General features: G+C 60.5%; 19 protein-coding genes. 14 read left to right on the top strand and 5 right to left on the bottom strand.

All coding sequences use genetic code 11. The features are described 5' to 3' along the window. The first annotated feature begins 14 nt into the window (after positions 1-14). Together xthA and ACX3YD_RS26675 are read left to right on the top strand one after the other, a co-directional pair. Complete coding sequence (gene xthA, locus ACX3YD_RS26680; RefSeq protein ID WP_103405043.1) at positions 15-827, top strand: exodeoxyribonuclease III; 813 nt, start codon at positions 15-17, stop codon at positions 825-827. 120 nt (positions 828-947) lie between these two features. Next, positions 948-2,288 carry a substrate-binding domain-containing protein gene (locus ACX3YD_RS26675; RefSeq protein ID WP_458961452.1) on the top strand — a complete coding sequence of 447 codons (1,341 nt, stop codon included), beginning with the start codon at positions 948-950 and terminating at the stop codon, positions 2,286-2,288. A gap of 118 nt (positions 2,289-2,406) precedes the next feature. Here the strand turns inward: ACX3YD_RS26675 and ACX3YD_RS26670 are convergent, their stop codons facing one another. Then, positions 2,407-3,636: an acyl-CoA dehydrogenase gene (locus ACX3YD_RS26670; RefSeq protein ID WP_103405042.1), complete on the bottom strand. Its 1,230-nt coding sequence runs from the start codon at positions 3,634-3,636 to the stop codon at positions 2,407-2,409. A 164-nt stretch (positions 3,637-3,800) separates the two neighbouring features. On the opposite strand from ACX3YD_RS26670, the gene ACX3YD_RS26665 reads away from it, so the two are divergent. From ACX3YD_RS26665 to ACX3YD_RS26655, 3 genes are all read left to right on the top strand, one after another. Beyond that, entirely contained in the window at positions 3,801-4,730 is a 930-nt protein-coding gene (locus ACX3YD_RS26665; RefSeq protein ID WP_047527602.1) for a LysR family transcriptional regulator, read from the top strand. 178 nt (positions 4,731-4,908) lie between these two features. After that, complete coding sequence (locus ACX3YD_RS26660; protein WP_103395451.1) at positions 4,909-5,310, top strand: MerR family transcriptional regulator; 402 nt, start codon at positions 4,909-4,911, stop codon at positions 5,308-5,310. 146 nt (positions 5,311-5,456) lie between these two features. Beyond that, positions 5,457-6,356, top strand: coding sequence for a hydroxymethylglutaryl-CoA lyase (locus ACX3YD_RS26655; protein ID WP_103405041.1), 900 nt, complete (start codon positions 5,457-5,459; stop codon positions 6,354-6,356). Between the two features lie 617 nt (positions 6,357-6,973). Here ACX3YD_RS26655 and ACX3YD_RS26650 read toward each other — a convergent pair. Next, positions 6,974-8,671 (bottom strand): AMP-binding protein, encoded by a 1,698-nt coding sequence (locus tag ACX3YD_RS26650; RefSeq protein ID WP_103405040.1) that lies wholly within the window; start codon positions 8,669-8,671, stop codon positions 6,974-6,976. A 226-nt stretch (positions 8,672-8,897) separates the two neighbouring features. Between ACX3YD_RS26650 and ACX3YD_RS26645 the strand changes: the two genes are divergently transcribed. The 4 genes from ACX3YD_RS26645 (at position 8,898) to ACX3YD_RS26630 (ending at position 14,583) form a co-directional block, all read left to right on the top strand. Then, on the top strand, positions 8,898-10,061 hold the full coding sequence (locus ACX3YD_RS26645) for an isovaleryl-CoA dehydrogenase (protein WP_008031893.1): 1,164 nt from the start codon (positions 8,898-8,900) through the stop codon (positions 10,059-10,061). A gap of 12 nt (positions 10,062-10,073) precedes the next feature. Continuing rightward, positions 10,074-11,681, top strand: coding sequence for a carboxyl transferase domain-containing protein (locus tag ACX3YD_RS26640; protein ID WP_196585803.1), 1,608 nt, complete (start codon positions 10,074-10,076; stop codon positions 11,679-11,681). 131 nt (positions 11,682-11,812) lie between these two features. Then, complete coding sequence (locus tag ACX3YD_RS26635; protein WP_458961451.1) at positions 11,813-12,628, top strand: gamma-carboxygeranoyl-CoA hydratase; 816 nt, start codon at positions 11,813-11,815, stop codon at positions 12,626-12,628. After that, positions 12,628-14,583, top strand: coding sequence for an acetyl/propionyl/methylcrotonyl-CoA carboxylase subunit alpha (locus tag ACX3YD_RS26630; RefSeq protein WP_103405037.1), 1,956 nt, complete (start codon positions 12,628-12,630; stop codon positions 14,581-14,583). The genes ACX3YD_RS26635 and ACX3YD_RS26630 overlap by 1 nt, the downstream gene beginning before the upstream one ends. A gap of 39 nt (positions 14,584-14,622) precedes the next feature. Here ACX3YD_RS26630 and ACX3YD_RS26625 read toward each other — a convergent pair whose 3' ends face one another. Next, positions 14,623-15,261 carry a LexA family protein gene (locus ACX3YD_RS26625; protein WP_458961450.1) on the bottom strand — a complete coding sequence of 213 codons (639 nt, stop codon included), beginning with the start codon at positions 15,259-15,261 and terminating at the stop codon, positions 14,623-14,625. Between the two features lie 129 nt (positions 15,262-15,390). Here ACX3YD_RS26625 and ACX3YD_RS26620 point away from each other — a divergent pair, with 129 nt between their 5' ends. After that, positions 15,391-15,735 carry a DUF6124 family protein gene (locus tag ACX3YD_RS26620; RefSeq protein WP_047527586.1) on the top strand — a complete coding sequence of 115 codons (345 nt, stop codon included), beginning with the start codon at positions 15,391-15,393 and terminating at the stop codon, positions 15,733-15,735. A gap of 870 nt (positions 15,736-16,605) precedes the next feature. After that, positions 16,606-17,751 carry a M14 family metallopeptidase gene (locus tag ACX3YD_RS26615; protein ID WP_207291542.1) on the top strand — a complete coding sequence of 382 codons (1,146 nt, stop codon included), beginning with the start codon at positions 16,606-16,608 and terminating at the stop codon, positions 17,749-17,751. 70 nt (positions 17,752-17,821) lie between these two features. Here ACX3YD_RS26615 and ACX3YD_RS26610 read toward each other — a convergent pair whose 3' ends face one another. Next, positions 17,822-18,367, bottom strand: a complete 546-nt coding sequence (locus ACX3YD_RS26610; RefSeq protein ID WP_103405977.1) for a cytochrome b — start codon at positions 18,365-18,367, stop codon at positions 17,822-17,824. Further along, entirely contained in the window at positions 18,364-19,449 is a 1,086-nt protein-coding gene (locus ACX3YD_RS26605; protein ID WP_103405978.1) for a catalase family peroxidase, read from the bottom strand. The genes ACX3YD_RS26610 and ACX3YD_RS26605 overlap by 4 nt, the downstream gene beginning before the upstream one ends. A gap of 164 nt (positions 19,450-19,613) precedes the next feature. On the opposite strand from ACX3YD_RS26605, the gene ACX3YD_RS26600 reads away from it, so the two are divergent. From ACX3YD_RS26600 to zapE, 3 genes are all read left to right on the top strand, one after another. Beyond that, positions 19,614-20,120, top strand: coding sequence for a sigma-70 family RNA polymerase sigma factor (locus ACX3YD_RS26600; protein WP_103405979.1), 507 nt, complete (start codon positions 19,614-19,616; stop codon positions 20,118-20,120). Then, positions 20,117-20,869, top strand: a complete 753-nt coding sequence (locus tag ACX3YD_RS26595; protein ID WP_458961449.1) for an anti-sigma factor family protein — start codon at positions 20,117-20,119, stop codon at positions 20,867-20,869. Before ACX3YD_RS26600 ends, ACX3YD_RS26595 begins: the two co-directional genes overlap by 4 nt. Before the next feature lie 331 nt (positions 20,870-21,200). Next, entirely contained in the window at positions 21,201-22,331 is a 1,131-nt protein-coding gene (zapE, locus tag ACX3YD_RS26590) for a cell division protein ZapE (protein WP_458961448.1), read from the top strand. The last annotated feature ends 74 nt before the right edge of the window (positions 22,332-22,405 follow it).

Genomic DNA, 22,405 nt, shown 5'->3' with positions numbered 1-22,405 from the left:
CAGGACTGCCGACCATGAAGATCGTCTCCTTCAACATCAACGGGCTGCGTGCCCGTCCCCATCAGCTGGCGGCGCTGATCGACAAACACCAGCCCGACGTGATCGGGCTGCAGGAAACCAAGGTCCATGACGACCAGTTTCCGCTCGATGAAGTCAGAGCCCTGGGCTACCACGTGTATTTCCATGGACAAAAAGGTCACTACGGCGTCGCCCTGCTGTCGCGCAAAGAACCGCTGGCGCTGCACAAAGGCTTCGCCACCGATGATGAAGATGCCCAGCGGCGCTTTATCTGGGGCACGTTCGCCGACGCCAATGACGTGCCGGTGACCATCATGAACGGCTATTTCCCTCAAGGCGAAAGTCGCGACCACCCGACCAAATTCCCGGCCAAGGAACGCTTCTACAGCGATCTGCAGCAGTTGCTGGAAAGCCAGTTCCGTAACGACCAGCCGTTGGTGGTCATGGGCGATGTGAACATTTCCCCGGAAGACTGCGACATCGGGATCGGCCCGGACAACATGAAGCGTTGGCTGAAAACCGGTAAATGCAGCTTTCTGCCGGAAGAGCGCGAGTGGATGGCCCGCCTGAAAAACTGGGGCCTGGTGGACAGTTTCCGTCACCTGAACCCGGAGGTGACCGATATATTCAGCTGGTTCGACTACCGCAGCCGCGGTTTTGAAGACGAGCCCAAGCGCGGACTGCGCATCGACTTGATCATGGCGTCCCATGGGTTGTTGCCGCGGGTCAAGAACGCGGGCGTGGACTACGAACTGCGCGGCATGGAAAAACCCTCCGATCACGCGCCGATCTGGCTTGAGTTGAGCTGATCGCATACTTCATGCGGCCATGTGGGAGCGGGATTGCTCCCGCATTCAGAAACTGTCATCTCTCTGAAACCCTACTGACTTAATCTTCCGGCACCTCCTTTAGCCATTCAAGGTGCCGGCATGACGCTGCGCGGTTTATTCCTGTTGATGCTGTGCACCTGCTTGCCGCTGATGACCTCGGCCAACAGTTTGCCACTGCCCGACAATGGCCCGGTGCTGCGCATCCAGGGTTCCAACACCATCGGTGCGGCACTCGGTCCGGCGCTGGTCGAAGGCCTGTTGCGCGAACAGGGCTTGCTCAAGGTGCACAGCGAAGCGCCGGACAAGGCCAACGAACTGCGAATAGTCGGTGAAACCCCGCAAGGGCGCCGGGTCGAAGTCGAACTCGCGGCCCACGGCTCCAGCACCGGCTTCAGCGCACTGAAGGCCGGCAGGGCCGATCTGGCCGCTTCATCGCGCCCGATCAAGGACAGCGAGTTGGTTGACCTCCGATCCCTGGGTGATCTGAAAAGCGCGGCCGCCGAGCAGGTCATCGCCATCGACGGCCTGGCCATTATCCTTCACCCGCAAAACCCGCTGAACCAACTCGATACCGAGCAACTGGCACGCCTCTTCAGTGGCGAGGTCAAAACCTGGGAAGAACTCGGCGGCCGTGGCGGGGCCATTCATCTGTATGCGCGGGATGATCACTCCGGCACCTACGACACCTTCAAGGAACTGGTCCTCAGCCGTCGCGGGAAAACCCTGAGCGGTGCAGCGAAACGTTTCGAATCCAGCGAGCAATTGTCGGACGCGGTCAGCCTCGACCCACAAGGTATCGGCTTCATTGGCCTGCCGTACGTGCGCTCGGCCAAACCGGTGGCGATTGTCGACGGCCAATCCCAGGCCATGCTGCCGCTCAACAGTCTGATCGCCACGGAAGACTATCCCCTGTCCCGCCGCTTGTTCCTCTACCTGCCGCCCGCTGGGAAAAATCCCTGGGCCAACGCGCTGGTAGCGTTCGCCCAAAGCAGCCAGGGCCAGGCGATTGTCGCGGCCAACGGGTTTATCGCCCAGACCGTGCAGGCCATGACCGTCACACCCAACGCACTGATGCCCGAGGCCTACCAGGGACTCAGCCGCCACGCCCAGCGCCTGACCGTGAACTTTCGCTTCGAGGAAGGCAGCGCCAGCCTGGACAACAAGGCGCGACAGGATCTGTCACGGGTGCTCGACTATATAAAGCAGCGCGGCAAAACCGATCGGCAGGTCACACTGGTGGGGTTTGGCGATGCCAAGAGCGACCCGGCCCGCGCTGACCTGCTGTCAAAGCTGCGGGCCATGGCGGTGCGGCGGGAACTGGTTAAAAGTGGCGTGGTGCTGCGCGACGTTCGCGGGTTTGGCGCCGAAATGCCTGTGGCGGCCAATAGCGCCGATGAGGGGCGGATCAAGAATCGGCGTGTTGAAGTTTGGGTGTATTGAATTTGATGTAGATGTGTTGAATGGGCCGACGCCATCGCGGGCAAGCCCGCTCCCACAAGGTTCACACTAAACCTGTGGGAGCCGGGCTTGCCCGCGATGAACGATGACTCGGTGCCTGTTATTGCCCGCTACGCATCATTTCTTTTGGTACGTACTTGCCGATTTCGAACTTGCCGATCGCCGCTCGGTGCACTTCGTCCGGGCCGTCGGCCAGGCGCAGGGTGCGCTGCATCGCATACATGTAGGCCAGCGGGAAATCGTTGGAGACCCCTGCCCCGCCGTGAATCTGGATCGCCCGGTCGATCACCCGTAACGCCACGTTCGGCGCCACCACCTTGATCTGTGCGATTTCGCTTTTCGCCACTTTGTTACCGACGGTGTCCATCATGTACGCCGCTTTCAACGTCAGCAGGCGTGCCATGTCGATTTCCATCCGCGAGTCAGCGATCTTGTCGATGTTGCCACCCAGTCGCGCCAGGGGTTTGCCGAACGCCGTGCGGTTCACCGAACGTTTGCACATCAATTCCAGGGCACGTTCGGCCATGCCGATCGAACGCATGCAGTGGTGAATCCGGCCCGGGCCGAGGCGACCCTGAGCGATTTCGAAGCCGCGTCCTTCACCCAGCAGGACGTTTTCGTACGGCACGCGCACGTTTTCGAACAGCACTTCGGCGTGACCGTGGGGCGCGTCGTCGTAACCGAACACCGGCAGCGGACGCACGATTTTCACGCCGGGGGTGTCCACCGGAACCAGAATCATCGAGTGCTGTGCATGGCGCGGGGCATCAGGGTTGCTCAGGCCCATGAAGATCAGGATTTTGCAGCGTGGATCGCAGGCCCCGGAGGTCCACCATTTCTTGCCATTGATCACCCACTCGTCGCCATCGCGCACGGCACGGGCGGCCATGTTGGTGGCGTCGGACGATGCGACGTCCGGTTCGGTCATGGCAAATGCCGAGCGGATTTCGCCGCGCAGTAGCGGCTCGAGCCAGCGTTGCTTCTGTTCTTCGTTGGCGTAGCGCACCAGCACTTCCATGTTTCCGGTGTCGGGCGCAGAGCAATTGAACGGCTCAGGCCCCAGCAGCGAGCGCCCCATGATTTCGGCCAGGGGCGCGTATTCGAGGTTGGTCAAGCCGGCACCGAGCTCTGACTCAGGCAGAAACAAATTCCACAGGCCCTCCGCCTTGGCCTTGAGTTTGAGTTCTTCCATGATCGCGGTCGGCTGCCAGCGGTCGCCCTCGGCGACCTGGCGCTCGAACACGGTTTCAGCGGGATAGACGTAGGTGTCCATGAACGCTGTCACGCGCTCACGCAGTTCCTGAACCTTGGGCGAATAAGCGAAATCCATGAGCAAGATACCTTCTTGGGGGAGGTTGTTTAGATCATGCAATCGATGCTAGAACAGCTACGAAAATTTACCTAGCCTATTCTCGGCGTGTATTAACATTCATCACCGATATATGATCGACTGATCTTCAAGGCCAGCCGCCCACACAATAAGAGAGCCGCGTAATGAATCTGAGCAAGGTCGACCTCAACCTTTTCATCGTCTTCGACGCGATCTACACCGAAGCCAACCTGACCCGCGCCGGGCAGATTGTCGGGATCACCCAACCGGCGGTATCCAACGCACTGGCGCGCCTGCGCGAAACCTTCAACGACCCTTTGTTCGTGCGCACCGCCCAGGGCATGGTGCCGACGCCGATGGCCCAGAACATCATCGGCCCGGTACGCAACGCCCTTTCCCTGCTGCGGGTATCGGTGCAGGAAAGCCGCATTTTCAACCCGTTGCAGGCGGTCAAGACCTACCGCATCAGCATGACCGACCTGACTGAGGCGGTGATCCTGCCGCCGTTGTTCCAGCGCCTGCGCCGCCTCGCCCCCACGGTGATCATCGAGAGTTTCCTGTCCAAGCGCCGCGAAACCACCAAGGAACTGGCCGCCGGTCGCCTCGATTTTGCGGTGGATGCGCCGCTCAACACCGACCCGCAAGTGCGCCACGTCAAGTTGATGGAAGACCGCTATGTATGCGCCATGCGCAAGGGGCATCCGTTGGCGGGCAAGGAAAAATTCACCCTCGATGATTATCTGGGCCTGACCCACATCCATATTTCCAGCCGTCGCAGCGGTCTGGGGCATGTCGACCTGGCCCTCGGCAAGATGGGCATCCAGCGCAAGATCGCCCTGCGCTCACAGCATTACCTGATGGCATCGCAAGTGCTGCAGCAGACCGACATGGTCATGACCGTTCCGGAGCGCTTCGCCCGCCGTAACGATCTGCACGCCTTCAGCTTACCGGTCAACGATGTGCCGCCGGTGGAAACCCACCTGTACTGGCACGAAAGCACCGACCAGGATCCGGCCAACCGTTGGATGCGCGAGCAGATGATCGAGTTGTGCCAGCAGGTGACGGCGCATGAGAAGAAGCTCGAAAAGGTGTAAGGCGTTACACCGCGCTATGGTTCTTCGCGGGCAAGCCTCGCTCCTACAGTTGGCGGAGTAACCTGTAGGAGCGAGGCTTGCCCGCGAAGACGCCAGTGATCACAGCGCAGAACCCGCCCCTTGACGTAAACGTCAACCTGCCATTAGCTTAGCGCCATGACCTTTTGCGAGCGCTTCCATGAGCAGCCAGACCTACAGCATTTCCGACCTCGCCCGCGAGCTCGACATCACCACCCGGGCGATTCGCTTCTATGAGGAGCAAGGCCTGCTCAGCCCCGAGCGGCGAGGTCAGGAACGCATCTATTCGCCCCGCGACAAGGTCAGCCTGAAGTTAATCCTGCGAGGCAAGCGCATCGGCTTCTCCCTGGCCGAATGCCGCGAACTGATCGAGCTCTACGACCCTTCCAGCGGTAACACCAAGCAATTGCACAGCATGCTGGCGAAAATCAGCGAGCGTCGGGAACAGCTGGAACAGCAACTGCTGGACATCGAGCAGATGAAACTCGAACTCGATACGGCGGAAGAACGCTGCGTCCAGGCGCTGGAGCAGACCCTCAAAAGCCAGGAAGTCATTCAATAAAACCCGCCCCCTTGTAGGAGCGAGCCTGCTCGCGATGGTCGTTAACGATAACGCGTGTTGGCTGGATAAACGCGGTGCCTGGGAGCCCATCGCGAGCAGGCTCGCTCCTACAGGGTTCTCCGAACAATCAGCACAGGTCGAACCCCATGTCCCTCCCTACCCATGTACGCCTTGTCGAAGTCGGCCCGCGCGACGGTCTGCAAAATGAAGCCCAACCCATCAGCGTTGCCGACAAGGTACAACTGGTCGACGCGCTGACGGCTGCCGGTCTGGGCTATATAGAAGTCGGCAGTTTCGTCTCGCCCAAATGGGTACCGCAGATGGCGGGCTCTGCGGATGTCTTCGCGCAGATCCAGCGTAAACCCGGGGTGACTTACGGCGCGCTCGCCCCCAACCTTCGCGGGTTTGAAGACGCCATCGCTTCCGGGGTCAAGGAAGTCGCGGTGTTTGCGGCGGCCTCAGAAGCGTTTTCCCAACGCAACATCAATTGCTCGATCAGCGAAAGCCTGGAGCGTTTCGTGCCGATCATGGAGGCGGCCAGACAACACGGCGTGACCGTGCGTGGTTACGTGTCCTGTGTGCTGGGCTGCCCCTATGAAGGTAACGTCGCACCGGAACAAGTGGCCAGGGTCGCCCGCGAACTCTACGCCATGGGCTGCTACGAGGTATCCCTGGGCGACACCATTGGCACCGGCACCGCGGGCGCCACCCGCAAGATGTTCGACGTGGTTTCCGCCGTCGTGCCACGGGACAAACTGGCCGGGCACTTCCACGACACCTACGGCCAGGCCATGGCCAACATCTACGCCAGCCTGCTTGAAGGAATCTCGGTATTCGACAGCTCCATCGCGGGCCTCGGCGGCTGCCCTTACGCCAAGGGCGCCAGCGGTAACGTCGCCACGGAAGATGTGGTTTACCTGCTCAATGGGCTGGGTATTGACACGGGAATCGACCTGGACGCCTTGATCCTCGCTGGCCAGCAAATCTGCACAGTGCTGGGGCGGCCTACCGGTTCGCGCGTGGCCAAGGCACGTAGCGCTCAGTGAGGGCGCGGTTGTGTCCGGGTGTTACCGCTGCGGCTGAGCGTGGGGCAAAAGCGAGTAACACGGAAACAAATTGTCGGGGTTTGCCTGAGGGAAAAACCTTACGCTTTTCTTAAGCCATTGATTTAAAAGGTTTTTTAAAAGTTGGCACGACACCTGCTATCTCTATGGCATAACAAGAATAAAAAAAGCGGCACAACCAATAAAAACAAGACGTAACGACTCTGACATAACAAAAACAACACGGCAGAGACGCAGCTAACAGATTTTTTTGGAGAAGATGTGCTTTTCAGGGTGCTTTGCGAAGTTACCCGCAACCGGGCAGAGAACAATAAAACTACCTTCAGGTAGCTCCCGAATCGGTTGGATCGCTCAGCGAGAAAGTAGATCAGCGCTCAAAAAAATACGTTTGCTCTTGATCCCGGATGGGGATCGACAAAAACAGCGGTAAAGGGTCACGGTCACCAAAAACAACAACAGACCGCCCCTCAATAATAAAAAAAGAGCACGCGCAACGAAAATTAAAGGGGAGCTTCGGCTCCCCTTTGTGCTGTCTGGCATTTGTGTTTTTCACCACTCTCCTGTAGGAGCGAGCCTGCTCGCTCCTACACAAGGCCTGGTCAGCCCTGCTTGCTACGCAACTCCTCGATGCTGACCTCGCGCATCCGGAATTTCTGGATCTTGCCGGTCACCGTCATCGGAAACTCCTCGACGAACTTGAAGTAACGCGGCGTCTTGAAGTGCGCGATGCGCTCCTTGCACCAGGCTTGCAGTTCCTGCTCGGTCGCGCTGTGACCGGGGTGGAATTTGATCCAGGCAACAATCTCCTCGCCATAGCGCGAGCAAGGAATCCCGATCACCTGCACGTCGGCCACGGCCGGGTGGGTGAAGAAGAACTCTTCCAACTCCCGTGGGTAAATATTCTCGCCGCCACGGATGATCATGTCCTTGTTGCGCCCGGCAATGCACACATAACCCTCGTCATTCATGCTCGCCAGGTCCCCGGTGTGCATCCAGCCCGCCTGGTCGATCGCTTCGGCGGTGCCTTCGGGGTTGTTCCAGTAGCCGAGCATCACGCTGTAACCGCGGGTGCACAGTTCACCGATAGTGCCGCGCGGCACCAGGTTGCCCGCCTCATCAATGATTTTGCTTTCCAGTTGCGGCTGGGTGCGGCCGACGGTGGTCACGCGCAACTCCAGGTCATCTGACGGCCCGGTCTGCAAGGACACCGGGCTGGTTTCCGTCATGCCGTAGGCAATCTGCACTTCGCTCATGTGCATTTCGCTGATGACCCGCCGCATCACCTCAATCGGACAGGTCGCGCCCGCCATGATCCCGGTGCGCAGGGTCGACAGATCGAAATCGTTACGTTGAGGCTGATCGAGCATGGCGATGAACATGGTCGGCACGCCGTACAGCGCAGTGGCTTTCTCTTCGGCGACGGTGTTCAGGGTCAGCAGCGGATCGAAGGCGTCACTGGGGTAAATCATGGTGCTGCCATGGGTGATACAACCCAGATTGCCCATCACCATTCCAAAGCAGTGATAGAGCGGCACCGGAATGACCAGGCGATCGGCGGCGCTCAGGCCAAGGCTTTCACCGACCATGTAACCGTTGTTGAGAATATTGTAGTGACTGAGGGTCGCGCCTTTGGGAAACCCGGTGGTTCCGGAGGTGTACTGGATGTTCACCGCCTGGTCGAAATGCAGGCTGTCCTGGCGCTCGTGCAATTGCTCGACCGACACCCCGGCCGCCAGATCGCTCAGCTGCGACCAGGGCAGGAAACCGACGGGTGGCTGCGCATCAAGGCTGATGACGCCGCGCAACGCCGGCAAGCGATCACTCTGCAGCTTGCCAATGGATTGCTCCGCCAGTTCCGGCACCAGGCCTTGCAGCATGGCGTGGTAATTGGAGGACTTGAACGCCCCGGCACAGACCAGCCATTGGCAGCCGGATTGCTTCAACACGTATTCCAGTTCGGAACTGCGGTAGGCGGGGTTGATGTTGACCAGGATCACGCCGATTTTCGCACTGGCGATCTGACTGATGCACCACTGAGCGCAATTCGGAGCCCAGATCCCCAGGCGGTCCCCGGTCTGCAGGCCCAGCGCCAGCATGGCTCTGGCGTGCAGGTCCGCCGCATCCGCCAATTGCCGCCAGGTGTAGCGCAGCTGCTGATGGCGCACGACCAACGCTTCACCGTCCGGGTACTGCGCGGCGGTGTTGTCGAACGCCTGGCCGATGGTCATCGCCAGCAAGGCTTTGTCCTGGGAACCGCGGGTGTAGCTGCGCTGCGGATGTGCACTGGGTTGATCCATGACGACCCCTATTATCTTTATTGTTGGTGCGCGGCATGTGTGGCGAGGGAGCTTGCTCCCTCGCCACAGAGTGCGACGCCAGTCTGTAAGAACAGCTCTACTCTCGCTCAAGTTGACGTTAACGTAAAGGGCGATTGACAGCCATTCGTCACAGGCTTACGTTAACGTAAAGGTGAGAGCTGAATCGCTGCCCTCCCCACCCAACAAAAAAGCCAAAAGGTGACCCATGAGCTATCCATCCCTGAACTTCGCCCTCGGTGAAACCATCGACATGCTGCGCGATCAGGTTCAGTCCTTCGTCGCCAAAGAGATCGCCCCGCGCGCCGCTCAGATCGACATCGACAACCTGTTCCCCGCCGACCTGTGGCGCAAGTTCGGCGACATGGGCCTGCTGGGCATCACCGTGCCGGAAGAGTATGGCGGCGCTGGCCTGGGTTACCTGGCCCACGTGGTGGCCATGGAAGAAATCAGTCGTGGTTCGGCTTCGGTTGCGCTGTCCTACGGCGCGCATTCCAACCTCTGCGTCAATCAGATCAACCGCAATGGCAACCACGAACAGAAATCCAAATACCTGCCGAAACTGATCAGCGGCGAGCACATCGGTGCCCTGGCGATGAGCGAACCGAACGCCGGTTCCGATGTGGTATCGATGAAGCTGCGCGCCGACAAACGCGGCGATCACTACGTGCTCAACGGCAGCAAGACCTGGATCACCAACGGTCCGGACGCCAACACCTATGTGATTTACGCCAAGACCGACCTGGAAAAAGGCCCCCACGGGATCACTGCCTTCATTGTCGAGCGCGACTGGAAAGGCTTCAGCCGCAGCAACAAATTCGACAAGCTCGGCATGCGCGGTTCGAACACCTGCGAACTGTTTTTCGATGACGTCGAAGTGCCGGAAGAAAACATCCTCGGCGTGCTCAATGGCGGCGTGAAAGTGCTGATGAGCGGCCTCGACTATGAGCGTGTGGTGCTTTCGGGTGGCCCGACCGGGATCATGCAGGCCTGCATGGACCTGATCGTGCCGTACATCCACGACCGCAAGCAGTTCGGCCAAAGCATCGGCGAATTCCAGCTGATCCAGGGCAAAGTGGCCGACATGTACACCCAACTCAACGCCAGCCGCGCCTACCTGTACGCCGTGGCCCAGGCCTGCGAGCGTGGCGAAACCACGCGCAAGGACGCTGCGGGCGTGATCCTCTACAGCGCCGAACGCGCCACGCAAATGGCCCTCGACGCGATCCAGATTCTCGGCGGTAACGGCTACATCAACGAATTCCCGGCCGGTCGTCTGCTGCGTGACGCCAAGCTGTACGAAATCGGCGCTGGCACCAGTGAGATCCGTCGCATGCTCATCGGCCGCGAACTGTTCAACGAAACCCGCTAAACGGAGCTGTCCATGGCTATCCTGCATACCCAGCTCAACCCCCGTTCGGCGGAGTTCGCCGCCAACAGCGCGGCGATGCTCAAACAGGTCGACGCCCTGCACACCCTGCTCGCCCAAGTGGCGCAAGGTGGCGGCCCGAAAGCGCAAGAACGCCACACCTCGCGGGGCAAGCTGCTGCCCCGTGAGCGCATCAATCGCCTGCTCGATCCGGGCTCGCCGTTTCTCGAAATCAGCCAATTGGCCGCCTACGGGGTTTATGGCGAAGACGTTCCCGCCGCTGGCGTGATTGCCGGGATCGGCCGCGTGGAAGGCGTCGAATGCATGATCGTCGCCAACGATGCCACGGTGAAAGGTGGCTCGTACTACCCGCTGACCGTGAAAAAGCACCTGCGTGCCCAGACCATCGCCCAGCAAAACCGCTTGCCGTGCATCTACCTGGTGGACTCCGGCGGCGCCAACCTGCCGCGCCAGGATGAAGTGTTTCCGGATCGCGAGCACTTCGGGCGGATCTTCTTCAACCAGGCCAACATGAGCGCCATGGGCATTCCGCAAATTGCCGTGGTCATGGGTTCCTGCACCGCTGGCGGCGCCTATGTGCCGGCGATGGCCGACGAAGCGATCATGGTCCGTGAGCAAGCGACGATCTTCCTCGCCGGCCCACCGCTGGTGAAAGCCGCCACCGGTGAAGTGGTCAGCGCCGAAGACCTCGGCGGGGCCGATGTGCACTGCAAGATCTCGGGCGTGGCCGACCATTACGCCGAAAGCGATGAACACGCCCTCGCCATAGCGCGCCGCAGTGTGGCCAACCTCAACTGGCGCAAACAAGGCGAAGTTCAGCAACGCACACCGATCGCCCCGCTCTACAGCAGCGACGAGTTGTACGGCGTGGTCTCGGCCGATGCCAAGCAACCGTTCGACGTGCGCGAAGTGATTGCCCGGTTGGTGGACGGCTCGGTGTTCGACGAATTCAAGGCGCTGTTCGGGACGACGCTGGTGTGCGGTTTTGCTTACCTGCACGGTTATCCGATCGCGATCCTCGCCAACAACGGGATCCTCTTCGCCGAAGCCGCGCAGAAAGGTGCGCACTTCATCGAGCTGGCGTGCCAGCGCGGCATCCCGTTGTTGTTCCTGCAAAACATCACCGGCTTCATGGTCGGTCAGAAATACGAGGCCGGCGGTATCGCCAAACACGGCGCAAAACTGGTGACCGCCGTGGCGTGCGCCAAAGTGCCGAAATTCACGGTGATCATCGGCGGCAGCTTCGGTGCCGGTAACTATGGGATGTGCGGTCGTGCTTATGACCCACGTTTCCTGTGGATGTGGCCGAATGCGCGCATCGGCGTGATGGGTGCCGAGCAGGCGGCTGGCGTGTTGGTGCAGGTCAAGCGCGAGCAAGCCGAGCGCAGTGGCCAGGGTTTCAGTGCCGAGCAGGAAGCCGAGATCAAGCAACCGATCCTCGACCAATACGAAGAACAGGGCCACCCCTACTATTCCAGCGCCCGCTTGTGGGACGACGGTGTCATCGACCCGGCACAGACTCGCGATGTTTTGGGCCTGGCGTTGTCCGCGTCGTTGAACGCGCCAATCGAACCGAGCCGCTTCGGCGTGTTCCGGATGTGATCTTTTTGTAGGAGCGAGCCTGCTCGCGATGGACGTTAACGATAACGCGTGTGTTCTGGATAAACGCGCCGCCCTTCAGTCCATCGCGAGCAAGGCTCGCTCCTACAAAGTGCCGTGGAGAACGGAAGAATATGAGCGACTTCAACACCCTCCAATTGCTGACCGACCCTCGGGGTTTCGCCACCCTGTGGCTCAGCCGCGAAGAGAAGAACAACGCGTTCAACGCCGAGATGATCCGCGAACTGATCCTCGCGCTGGACAAGGTATCGAATGACGCCAGCCTGCGTTTTCTGCTGGTGCGTGGCCGCGGCAAGCATTTCAGCGCCGGTGCCGACCTGGCCTGGATGCAACAATCGGCCGAACTCGATTACCACACCAACCTCGACGACGCCCGTGAACTGGCGGAGTTGATGTACAACCTCGCCAAGTTGAAAGTCCCGACCCTGGCGGTGGTGCAAGGCGCGGCCTTCGGTGGCGCGCTGGGCCTGATCAGTTGCTGCGACATGGCCATCGGTGCCGATGACGCGCAATTCTCCCTGTCAGAAGTCCGCATCGGCCTGGCACCGGCGGTGATCAGCCCGTTCGTGGTGCAAGCCATCGGCGAACGGGCCACCCGACGTTATGCCTTGACCGCTGAACGCTTCGGCGGGCAACGGGCGCGGGAACTCGGTTTGTTGTCGGAGAGCTATCCGCTGATCGATCTGGAGCAAAAGGTCGAACAGTGGATCGACAACCTGTTGCTCAACAGCCCCGCCGCCATGCGTGCCAGCAAGGATCTGCTGCGTGAAGTCGGCGATGGCTCGCTGAACCCGGCGTTGCGCCGCTACACCGAGAACGCCATTGCCCGCATCCGCGTCAGCCCTGAAGGCCAGGAAGGCCTGCGCGCCTTTCTGCAAAAACGTCCGCCGAGCTGGCAGTCCGAAACCACCACCAAGGAGCCCCGTTGATGAGCGCACCTGTTATCACCTCTGTGCTGGTGGCCAACCGTGGCGAAATCGCCTGCCGGGTCATGCGCACCGCCAAGGCCCTGGGCCTGACCACCGTGGCCGTGCACAGCGCCACTGACCGTGACGCCCGCCACAGCCGCGAAGCCGATATTCGCGTCGACCTCGGTGGCAGCAAAGCCGCCGACAGCTACCTGCAAATCGACAAACTGATCGCCGCCGCCAAGGCCAGCGGCGCCCAGGCCATCCACCCCGGCTATGGCTTTCTGTCGGAGAACGCAGGGTTCGCCCGCGCGATCGAAGCGGCCGGCCTGATTTTCCTCGGCCCGCCCGCGTCGGCCATCGACGCCATGGGTAGCAAGTCCGCCGCCAAAGCCTTGATGGAAACCGCAGGCGTGCCGCTGGTGCCCGGTTATCACGGCGAAGCTCAAGACTTCGAGACCTTCCGCGCGGCCTGTGAACGCATCGGTTACCCGGTGCTGCTCAAAGCCACGGCCGGTGGTGGCGGCAAGGGCATGAAAGTGGTCGAGGACGTCAGCCAACTGGCCGAAGCCCTGGCCTCGGCCCAGCGTGAAGCGCAATCGTCGTTCGGCGATTCGCGGATGCTGGTGGAGAAATACCTGCTCAAACCGCGCCACGTGGAAATCCAGGTGTTCGCCGATCAACACGGCAACTGCCTGTACCTCAACGAACGTGACTGCTCGATTCAGCGTCGGCACCAGAAAGTCGTGGAAGAAGCACCGGCGCCAGGCCTGAGCCCGGAACTGCGACGTGCCATGGGCGAAGCGGCCGTGCGCTCGGCCCAGGCCATCGGTTATGTCGGCGCCGGCACCGTGGAGTTTCTGCTGGATGCGCGCGGCGAGTTCTTCTTCATGGAGATGAACACACGCCTGCAAGTCGAGCACCCGGTCACCGAAGCCATCACCGGCCTCGACCTGGTGGCCTGGCAGATTCGTGTCGCAAGGGGTGAAGCACTGCCCATGACCCAGGATCAGGTTCCGCTGATCGGCCACGCCATTGAGGTGCGGCTGTATGCCGAAGACCCGGGCAATGATTTCCTGCCGGCGACCGGACGCCTGGAGTTGTATCGTGAGTCGGCCGAGGGGCCGGGGCGTCGTGTCGACAGCGGCGTTGAGGAAGGCGATGAGGTTTCACCCTTCTACGACCCGATGCTCGGCAAATTGATTGCCTGGGGCGAGGACCGTGAACAGGCGCGTTTGCGCTTGCTGAGCATGCTCGATGAATTCGCCATTGGCGGGCTCAAGACCAACATCAACTTCCTGCGTCGAATCATTGCCCATCCGGCGTTTGCCGCGGCGGAACTGGATACCGGGTTCATTCCGCGTTACCAGGAGCAACTATTGCCGGCGCCGGTGGCGCTCAGCGACGACTTCTGGCAAGCCGCCGCCCAGGCATTTGCCCAGAGCCAGCCTCGTTCACCGCGCGTCGATGACCCGAGTTCGCCTTGGGCCGACAGCAACGGTTTCCGCGCCGGATTGCCATCGGAAATCACCCTGCACTTGAGTTGTGAAGGCCAGGACCGCGCGCTGACGCTGGGCAACATCAACGCCCAGAGCGCGCGGCTCAAGGGTGAGCAATTGCTGACCGAGCACGACGGCGTGCGTCGCCAGCATCGGGCCATCCGCCAGGGTGAGCGGGTCTATCTGCAATGGGATGGCGAGTTGCGCCGCATCGAAGCCTATGACCCGATCGGCGCCGTCGAAGCCAGTCACAGCCATCAGGGCGGGCTGACAGCGCCCATGAACGGCAGCATCGTGCGCGTACTGGTAGAGGCCGGGCAAACGGTCGAAGCCGGTGCGCAACTGGTGGTGCTCGAAGCGATGAAGATGGAGCACAGCATCCGTGCGCCACACGCCGGGGTGATCAAGGCGCTGTATTGCCAGGAAGGCGAGATGGTCAGCGAAGGCAGTGCGCTGGTCGAACTGGAAGAAGCGTGAAATGAAGATCGGTCCTGCGCCTGGCGAGGACCGATCCGGTCAGAACTTGGCTGTCGCCTGAACCACCACGCCGATGATTCGGCAGTCGTCGGTGTAGAGGGCTTTGGGATACGTCGGATTGAGCGGGACCAGGTAACGCTGCCCGCCCTCTTCGATCAGCTTGCGAAAGATCGCCTCGGTGCTGTCGTGCCATTGCGCGATCACCAGTTTGCCGGGCTCCGCAGCCACGTCCGGGTCCACCAGAATCAACATGCCTTCGCCAATGCTCAGGCCACTGGGGGCGGTCATCGCGTCGCCGGTCACCGTCAGCCAGAATGCCGAGCCCTGGGCGTGGTAGTCCGACAATTCGAAACGGTACTGCGCCCGTTCTCCGTCGCGCACTTCAGCGGTTGCCTTCCAGTCACTGACCGGGTAACGAAAGTACGGATTGTACTTTTGCGTCAGGGAGACTTCGTCGTCCTTCGCGTCCGTGGTTTCGCGGATCACCAGCGCCACTTCCAGAAAGTCCATGCCGAGCGCCTTCAACACTCGATTCATGTTCTCGACACCCGGCTCGCGACGTTTATTCAGCCAATGGCCAATGCCACCCTGGGACATCCCAAGGCGCTCGGCGAGTATTTCCTGAGTGATTTTGAGTTCACTCATCTTGGCCTTGACCAATTCGATCCATTTATCCATGGGCGGCACGATACTGGGGCAACTCCGGCCATCAAAACACAAATTGTAGTATTAAACCCATGGTCACAAATACAAATCGTACTAGGATGAGCTCACGGATCTGAACCTATCACGGAGCTTGCCATCACCATGACCCAACAACCGGCCAACGAACTGCCCGACCTGCAAATCGACACCTCCCTCACCTCGCCCCAAGGCTCCGCTGCCGCCCAACGGGCGCTGGACTACTACTTGAAGCCGGCGGTTTCAGAGAATGAGGTCGAGGAGCGCTTCTTTGATGTGAATCGCAACATCAGCAGAGAAGAGGCATTGGTCCATGCTTCCGATCTGCTGCGTTGTGCCGCAGCCATCGCCTACGAGTCAGCCAATCACCTCCAGGGCGCCAGTCGGGACCTGGCGTTTTCGGCAGTGCATATGATCGATATGGCCAAAGCCATGGTCGCCCGCTCCCTGGAGGGGCACCAGAAAGCCTAAGAGGAAGGCGCTGACAGAGGACCGGAAAGAACTTTCCGATCCCAAGATAAAAAAAGCTTGACCCGCAAACGAGAATGATTATTATTGCAACATCTGGTCGCGAGATCAGTCGATGGATCAAGGGACCTCAGGTCGGACTTTTGGTCTATCTCCTCATCAGGCTAATCACGGTTTTTGACCCGGCTTATTGCCGGGTCTTTTTTTGCCCGTTTTCTGGCCTGTGGCTTCAGGCTGATCAACTCTTTAAGTACCGCATACACGCAATGGCGCGCACGATATCAAAAGAATGTCCGCTGGCATGGGCAGCCCGACATCATTGGGGCGAACCACCGAAAAATAGCACTTGAGAATCAATTCCACAGTCTCTAAGCTGCGACAGCGTCAAGGAAGACGCCCCCCCCCCGCTTTACATCATCCGCCTGCCCCCCCTCGTTCCTTGTCTCTGCGATGACCTGTCTTGCCGTCACCATCAGGTTGAAGCGGGTATGCAGGCGAGGATGCACCACCCTCGTCCTCCTGACCTCAATACACCACGATATGCGAATCCGCCCGTAACCGGTCAGGTCGCACACCTCATGCCCACGGCGCCAAAGCGGATTGAGATCGGGGCTGGCTATATAGAGGGGCAGGCTGCATGGAGCGCACCAAACAAAGAACGCGTAGAAATACCCCCATTCTGCAACTCGATAGCCTCAAAACAGTGCTGGTGGTAACACGGATGATCGCTACGCTGAGAAGGAGCGCTTCGTGGCGGACACGGGCCGCGGATCAGTGCATCCGCAGGAAGGGTGAAACGTTTTTTCTGCCGCTCCTAACCCCCTTCTCTTGCGTGTACAGTAGCCGCCATAAAATCTAAACAGGAACCCAACCGTGGCTAAATCCTCTCTCGACATCAGTGCCAACTTTGACAGCGGCAACATTGAAGTGCTGGACATCAGCAACCCGCTGCAGGCGCTGCTGGCCATCAAGCCCGACACCCGCAGCCAGCATTTTCAATGGTTCCACTTCAAAGCCAGTGGCCTGCATGTCGGACAGGAGCACTGGTTTCGCCTGAACAATGCCAGCAAGTCCTCTTACAACAAGGCTTGGGACGGTTATCAGGCGGTGGCGTCCTACGATCATGTGAACTGGTTTCGCATACCGACCATCTTCGAAGGCGACTGCCTGCGTTTCAGTCTTGAAGCGACCCAGACCCACGCCTGGTTCGCCTACTTCGAACCCTACAGCCGTGGCCGTCACGACTGGTTGATCGAGCAGGCGCTGACCAAGGCCGGCACAGAACTGCTGGCCACCGGCAAGAGCATCGAAGGTCGGGACATTCAGCTGTTGCGCAAAGGCTCGGGCGCCGAAGGCCAGCGCAAGGTGTGGATGATCGCTCAGCAACATCCGGGCGAACACATGGCCGAGTGGTTCATGGAAGGCGTGATCGAACGCCTGGAAAAACACGACGACCCCGAACTGAACAAACTGCTGGCCAGCGCCGACCTTTACCTGGTGCCGAACATGAATCCGGACGGCGCCTTCCATGGTCATCTGCGCACCAACGCGATGGGCCAGGACCTGAACCGCGCCTGGCAGAGCGCCAGCCCGGAAATCAGCCCCGAAGTCTTTTTCGTACAGCAACAGATGGAAAAGTACGGCGTCGACCTGTTCCTCGACATCCACGGCGATGAGGAAATCCCCTACGTGTTCACCGCGGGCTGCGAAGGCAATCCAGGCTACACACCGCGAATCGAAAAACTGGAAGAGCACTTTCGCAATCACCTGAAGCACCTGACCAAGGACTTCCAGACCAAACATGGCTACACCCGCGACGAACCGGGCAAGGCCAACATGACGCTGGCGTGCAACAGCGTGGGTGAGAAATTCGATTGCCTGTCGCTGACCCTGGAAATGCCGTTCAAGGATAACGATGATCATCCGAACCCGCTGACAGGCTGGTCGGGCAAGCGGTCGAAGCAGTTGGGGAAGGATGTGTTGACCACGGTGGCCGAGATGGTTGATACGCTGCGCTGATTGCTTTTTCAGATCAAAAGATCGCAGCCTGCGGCAACGCCCCAGGCTGCGATCTTTTTTCAGGTTATGACTAACCGCGATCCTTGCCCCGCAACATACTGTCCAGCACGTCATCCCGACGCACCCAGGCGTGAAACAACGCCGCCGCCAAATGCAGCAACACCGTCAAGAACAACAGATAAGCCAGATACCCGTGGGCCTTGCGCAGGAAGGCAAACACCTGGGCATTGGCCGGCAGGATCGATGGCAATTGCAACGATTTGCTGAGCATCACCGGTTCGCCCGAGGCCGAAATCATCGCCCAGCCCAGCAGCGGCAATATCAGCATCAAGGCATACAGCAGCACGTGGGAGGCCTTGGCCGCCAGCGCTTGCCAGCCCGGCAAGTCCGCGGGTAACGGCGGCTGTTGCGTGGAGAACCGCACGAGCAGACGCACGATCACCAACAGCAGAATGGCGACACCCAAGGGTTTGTGCAGGTGAATCAGCCATTCATGACGCTCGGACACCGAGGCCACCATGCCTGCACCGATGAACAGCATGGCGATGATCATCAGCGCCATCAGCCAGTGCAGCAATCGCGCCAGGGGAGCGAAATGGTTCGGTTGGGCGCTCATTGCTTGGCCTCCTGTTTGGCGGCGGGTAACTGGCTGACTTCGCTGGTGCGACGCAGGTAGGAAGTGGCGTAACCGGCCGAACGAGCCGCGAGCAAGGGGTCGTCGGAACCTTCGATCCCGGCGGGCAATACCAACGGGTCGTAGTTGATGTCACGGCACTCGCCACTGAGCTGCGGCTGGGTGCTTTCCAGAACCAGGGTACCGGCGTTCAACACCTTGCGCCCGTCGGGCCAGGCCTTGCTCGCGTCGTTGACCGGGTCGCCGGGGTTGGCCAGGGTGATGTTCAACTGCCAACGCAACGGTCCAGCGGCGATGCGTTGAACCAGGTCTTTTTCCAGATAATCGCTGCCCTCCGGGGCCGTCGCGCCCGGTGCATCTTGAGCCACCGGCACCATGCTCCAGCGCACCGCCTGTCGTTGCCCGGCGGCGTTCACCAGGTAAAACGCGTTGACGCTGTTATAGGTTTCCGTCACGTAGCTGGCCGATGGCTTGGCGGTCTTGATCCAGGCCAGGAAAGGTGCAGCTTCAGGGTGCGAGCCGAAGAACGCCGGCACCGCCGCCGGGTTCGGCTTGCCGGTGGCCGGGTCAGGCGACTGGGCTTGTTGCAATTGATAGAACGCCTCGGGCGTGCCCACCGGGAACACCGGCATGCTGTTCATCCCGGTGCGCCACTGCTGGCCGTTGGCCTGGGTGAAGCGCAACGCCAGGCTGCGGATGGGCACGGCACTGTCCGGCGCATAAGGATTGCCTGCAGGCAAGGCGAAACGCCCGACCACCGGGGTCCGCGCTTCATTGAACACCTGCGCCGAGGAATAACTGCGCGCTTCGCCGCTGCTCTCGAAATGGCCGATCACGCACACGCCTTTGGAGTGATTGCGTCGGAACCCTGGGTGCACGCCGTTGTTGGTCTCCAGCACATTGATCAGCTTTTTCGGCGTCAGGCGTTGTGGGTCGAGGGTGCCGTTGACGTAGGCAAACGCCCCGGCCACGGCGGCAACGACCACGGCAATGCCCGCCAGGCGCATCATCAGGCTCGCGGTACTCAGGGGTGGCCGGGTGGGCGGTGTTGATCGATCTACCATGAAGGACTCCAGGGCCATCGGCCACAAGTGAGAAGAACCAGACAGACGATCCCCCCGAGGGTTTATTCCATCGTTCGGTTTTTATTTTTTCCGGCGTGGAATAACCTCGATTGCCATGCGTCTTGCTGGACACTCACCACAGCGTAGTGACTGGTCAGAACTTGATGAATGATATCGACGAACAATTGCGGGAAATTATTCCCAGGCTGCGCCGTTTCGCTGTATCGCTGACGCGAAATCCCGGCAATGCAGACGATCTGGTGCAGTCGTGCCTGGAACGGGCACTGTCGGCCTGGGGCGACAAGCGGCCCGACGGAGACCTGCGTGCCTGGCTGTTTTCGATTCTCTATCGGCAGTTCCTCGACGCTCACCGGCGCTCCCGACGCTATGCGCGAATGCTCGAGTTCTTCACCGGTCGCGACGATGCGCAGCCCTCGACAGAGCGAACGGTGATCGCCCAATCGACACTGAACGCCTTCGATCAACTGCCCACCGAACAGCGCGCGCTGCTGCTTTGGGTGTCGGTGGAAGGCCTGAGCTACAAAGAGGTCGCCGAGATTCTCGATGTCCCCACTGGCACGGTGATGTCCCGCCTGTCCCGGGCCCGCCAGGCCTTGCGCCAACTCAGCGATGGCGAAATCAACCGCCCTTCCCTGCGGAGACTCAAATGATCAGCATGCCCCCCAGCGAGCGCGATCTGCACGCTTATGTCGACCACCAACTCAGCGATGACGACCGACGCCTGGTGGAGACTTATCTCTCTGGCAACGCGCCCATTGCCGAGCAGGTGCGCGCCTGGCAAAAAGACGCCCAGCAACTGCGGGCAGCGCTGAGCGGCGCCCTGCAGCAACCGGCCAACCCGGACCTCGATCCTGTGAGGATTCGTCAACGCCTCAAACACCAGTTCCGTCGTCACCTGGCCAGCGCCGCTGTATTGCTGATCGCCGTCGGCATCGGCGGGGTCAGCGGCTGGCAGGCACGGGAGATGACCCTCGCCAGCGCCCCGCTGCCCATGACCGATGCCCTTCAGGCCTACCGGCTGATTGCCCAGCAAGGCATCTTGCCAGCCGACTACAAGGTCAGTGCCGACGGCGACATGCAAGGCTGGCTCGACCGCTACTTCACCCAGGCCAATCGCCTGCCCGATCTCTCGGGCGCCGGGTTCAAACCGGTCAGCGGGCGTTTGCTCAGCACCGAGCAAGGGCCGGCGGCGATGGTGGTCTACGAGGATCAAGGCGGACATAAGATCAGCTTCTACGTGCGCCCGCCGGGGCCGAAAAACTTCCTGCTGCCACGGGGCAGTCGCCGTGATGACGGCTTGCAGGCCGAGTACTGGTCAGGGGGCGGCTACAACTATGCGATGGTCAGCCCGGCGGATACGCCGGCGGCGCAGATGCTCAAACAGACAACTCAGTTCTGAGCGCCACATCAATTCCGTAGACGCTGGCCTGGCAGCGTCTGCCGGGTTTCGCCTACGCTTTCTTTTTCAGCGTTGCCCACGTAGATCTTAGCGTTGCAGTGGACCACCTGACGGCCCCGAAAAAATGTATCCACGCCCAATTGAATTGATTTTGTAGGGCCTGTATCGATTTTCTGCAGAACTCCAACTCGAAATAAGTTGTACACGCCGCAGTAATCCGTCCAAAAAAACCAGCATTCCAGCGACATGACTGGAAGCAAATTCTCCCCTCTGGGTACACTATGGCGCCGCCGCGCGGGAGCCGGCCTGAAGATTATGGGGTGACATCACAGTGGCCGTTCGACCGCCCAACCGTTTGCGTCTCGCACCGCGCTGGCCATCGCTGCGCCGCCTGTTCGGCAAGGCCTCGGCTGCGCACGCCCATGGAACCGCAACAGGCCGGGTCATCCACGATTACTTTCACCGCAAGGCTCATGCGCAGGGCTACACCCTCAGTCACAGTCAACAGCGCGTGATCGACTGCATGGCGCAACACGCCACCGCACTGCTGGGCAGCGCAGCGCACCCCCTGCCCGGCCTCTATCTGCATGGCGCCGTGGGTCGCGGCAAGAGTTGGCTGCTCGACGGCTTCTTCCAGGCTATTCCCCTGGAACAAAAACAGCGCCTGCACTTCCACGAGTTTTTTGCCCGGTTGCATCAGGGTATGTTCAGCCATCGCGATCAACCGGACGCGCTGGCGACCACCCTGGATGATTTGCTGTGCGATTGCCGAGTACTGTGTTTCGACGAATTCCATGTCCATGACATCGGCGACGCGATGCTGATCAAGCGTCTGTTCAAAGCGCTGTTCCGTCGAGGCATTCTGCTGCTGGTCACCTCCAATTACCCACCGGAGGGTCTGTTGCCCAATCCGCTGTACCACGCGCGCTTCAAACCGGTGATCGACCTGATCAATGCGCGCATGCAGGTGATGGAGGTCGGCGGGCCACACGACTACCGCAGCCAGGCCAGAACTCACACGCATCAACTGTTTACCCAGGGTCAATACATCTGGCCCGGCACAGCGTCGCAGCGTCAGGCATCCAACCTGCCACCCGCCAACGCGCCGGCCATTGCGCTGCCGGTCGGCCCTCGCCACCTGCCCGCTCGTTACTGCGAAGACCGTACCATCGGTTTTACCTTCACCGATCTGTGTGAGCAGCCCACGGCGGTCATGGATTACCTGGAGCTGTGCCGACGCTTCGATCACTGGATCATCGACGAATTGCCCAACCTGGCCGACTGTTCAATCGCCGCTCAGCAACGCTTCATCAATCTGGTGGACGTTTTGTACGATCAAGACAAGCATCTGGTGCTGATGGGGCAGCATTCATTGCGCGAAAGCCTGGACGGCGATGCCATCGACCTGGCACGTACCCGCAGCCGCCTGGGGCAGTTGGTGGAGGTCCGGGAGCCGGCCTGATCGCTCGTATTCGATTGGGCGGCTGGCGCGTTCGCTCCCGCATTTCGCCCGCGCTTGATTAAACAACTCGATCG

Source organism: Pseudomonas fluorescens group sp. PF-1, assembly GCF_054481335.1.
Note: the sequence above shows the minus strand (reverse complement) of the source record. Positions and strands in the feature narration are given on the sequence as shown.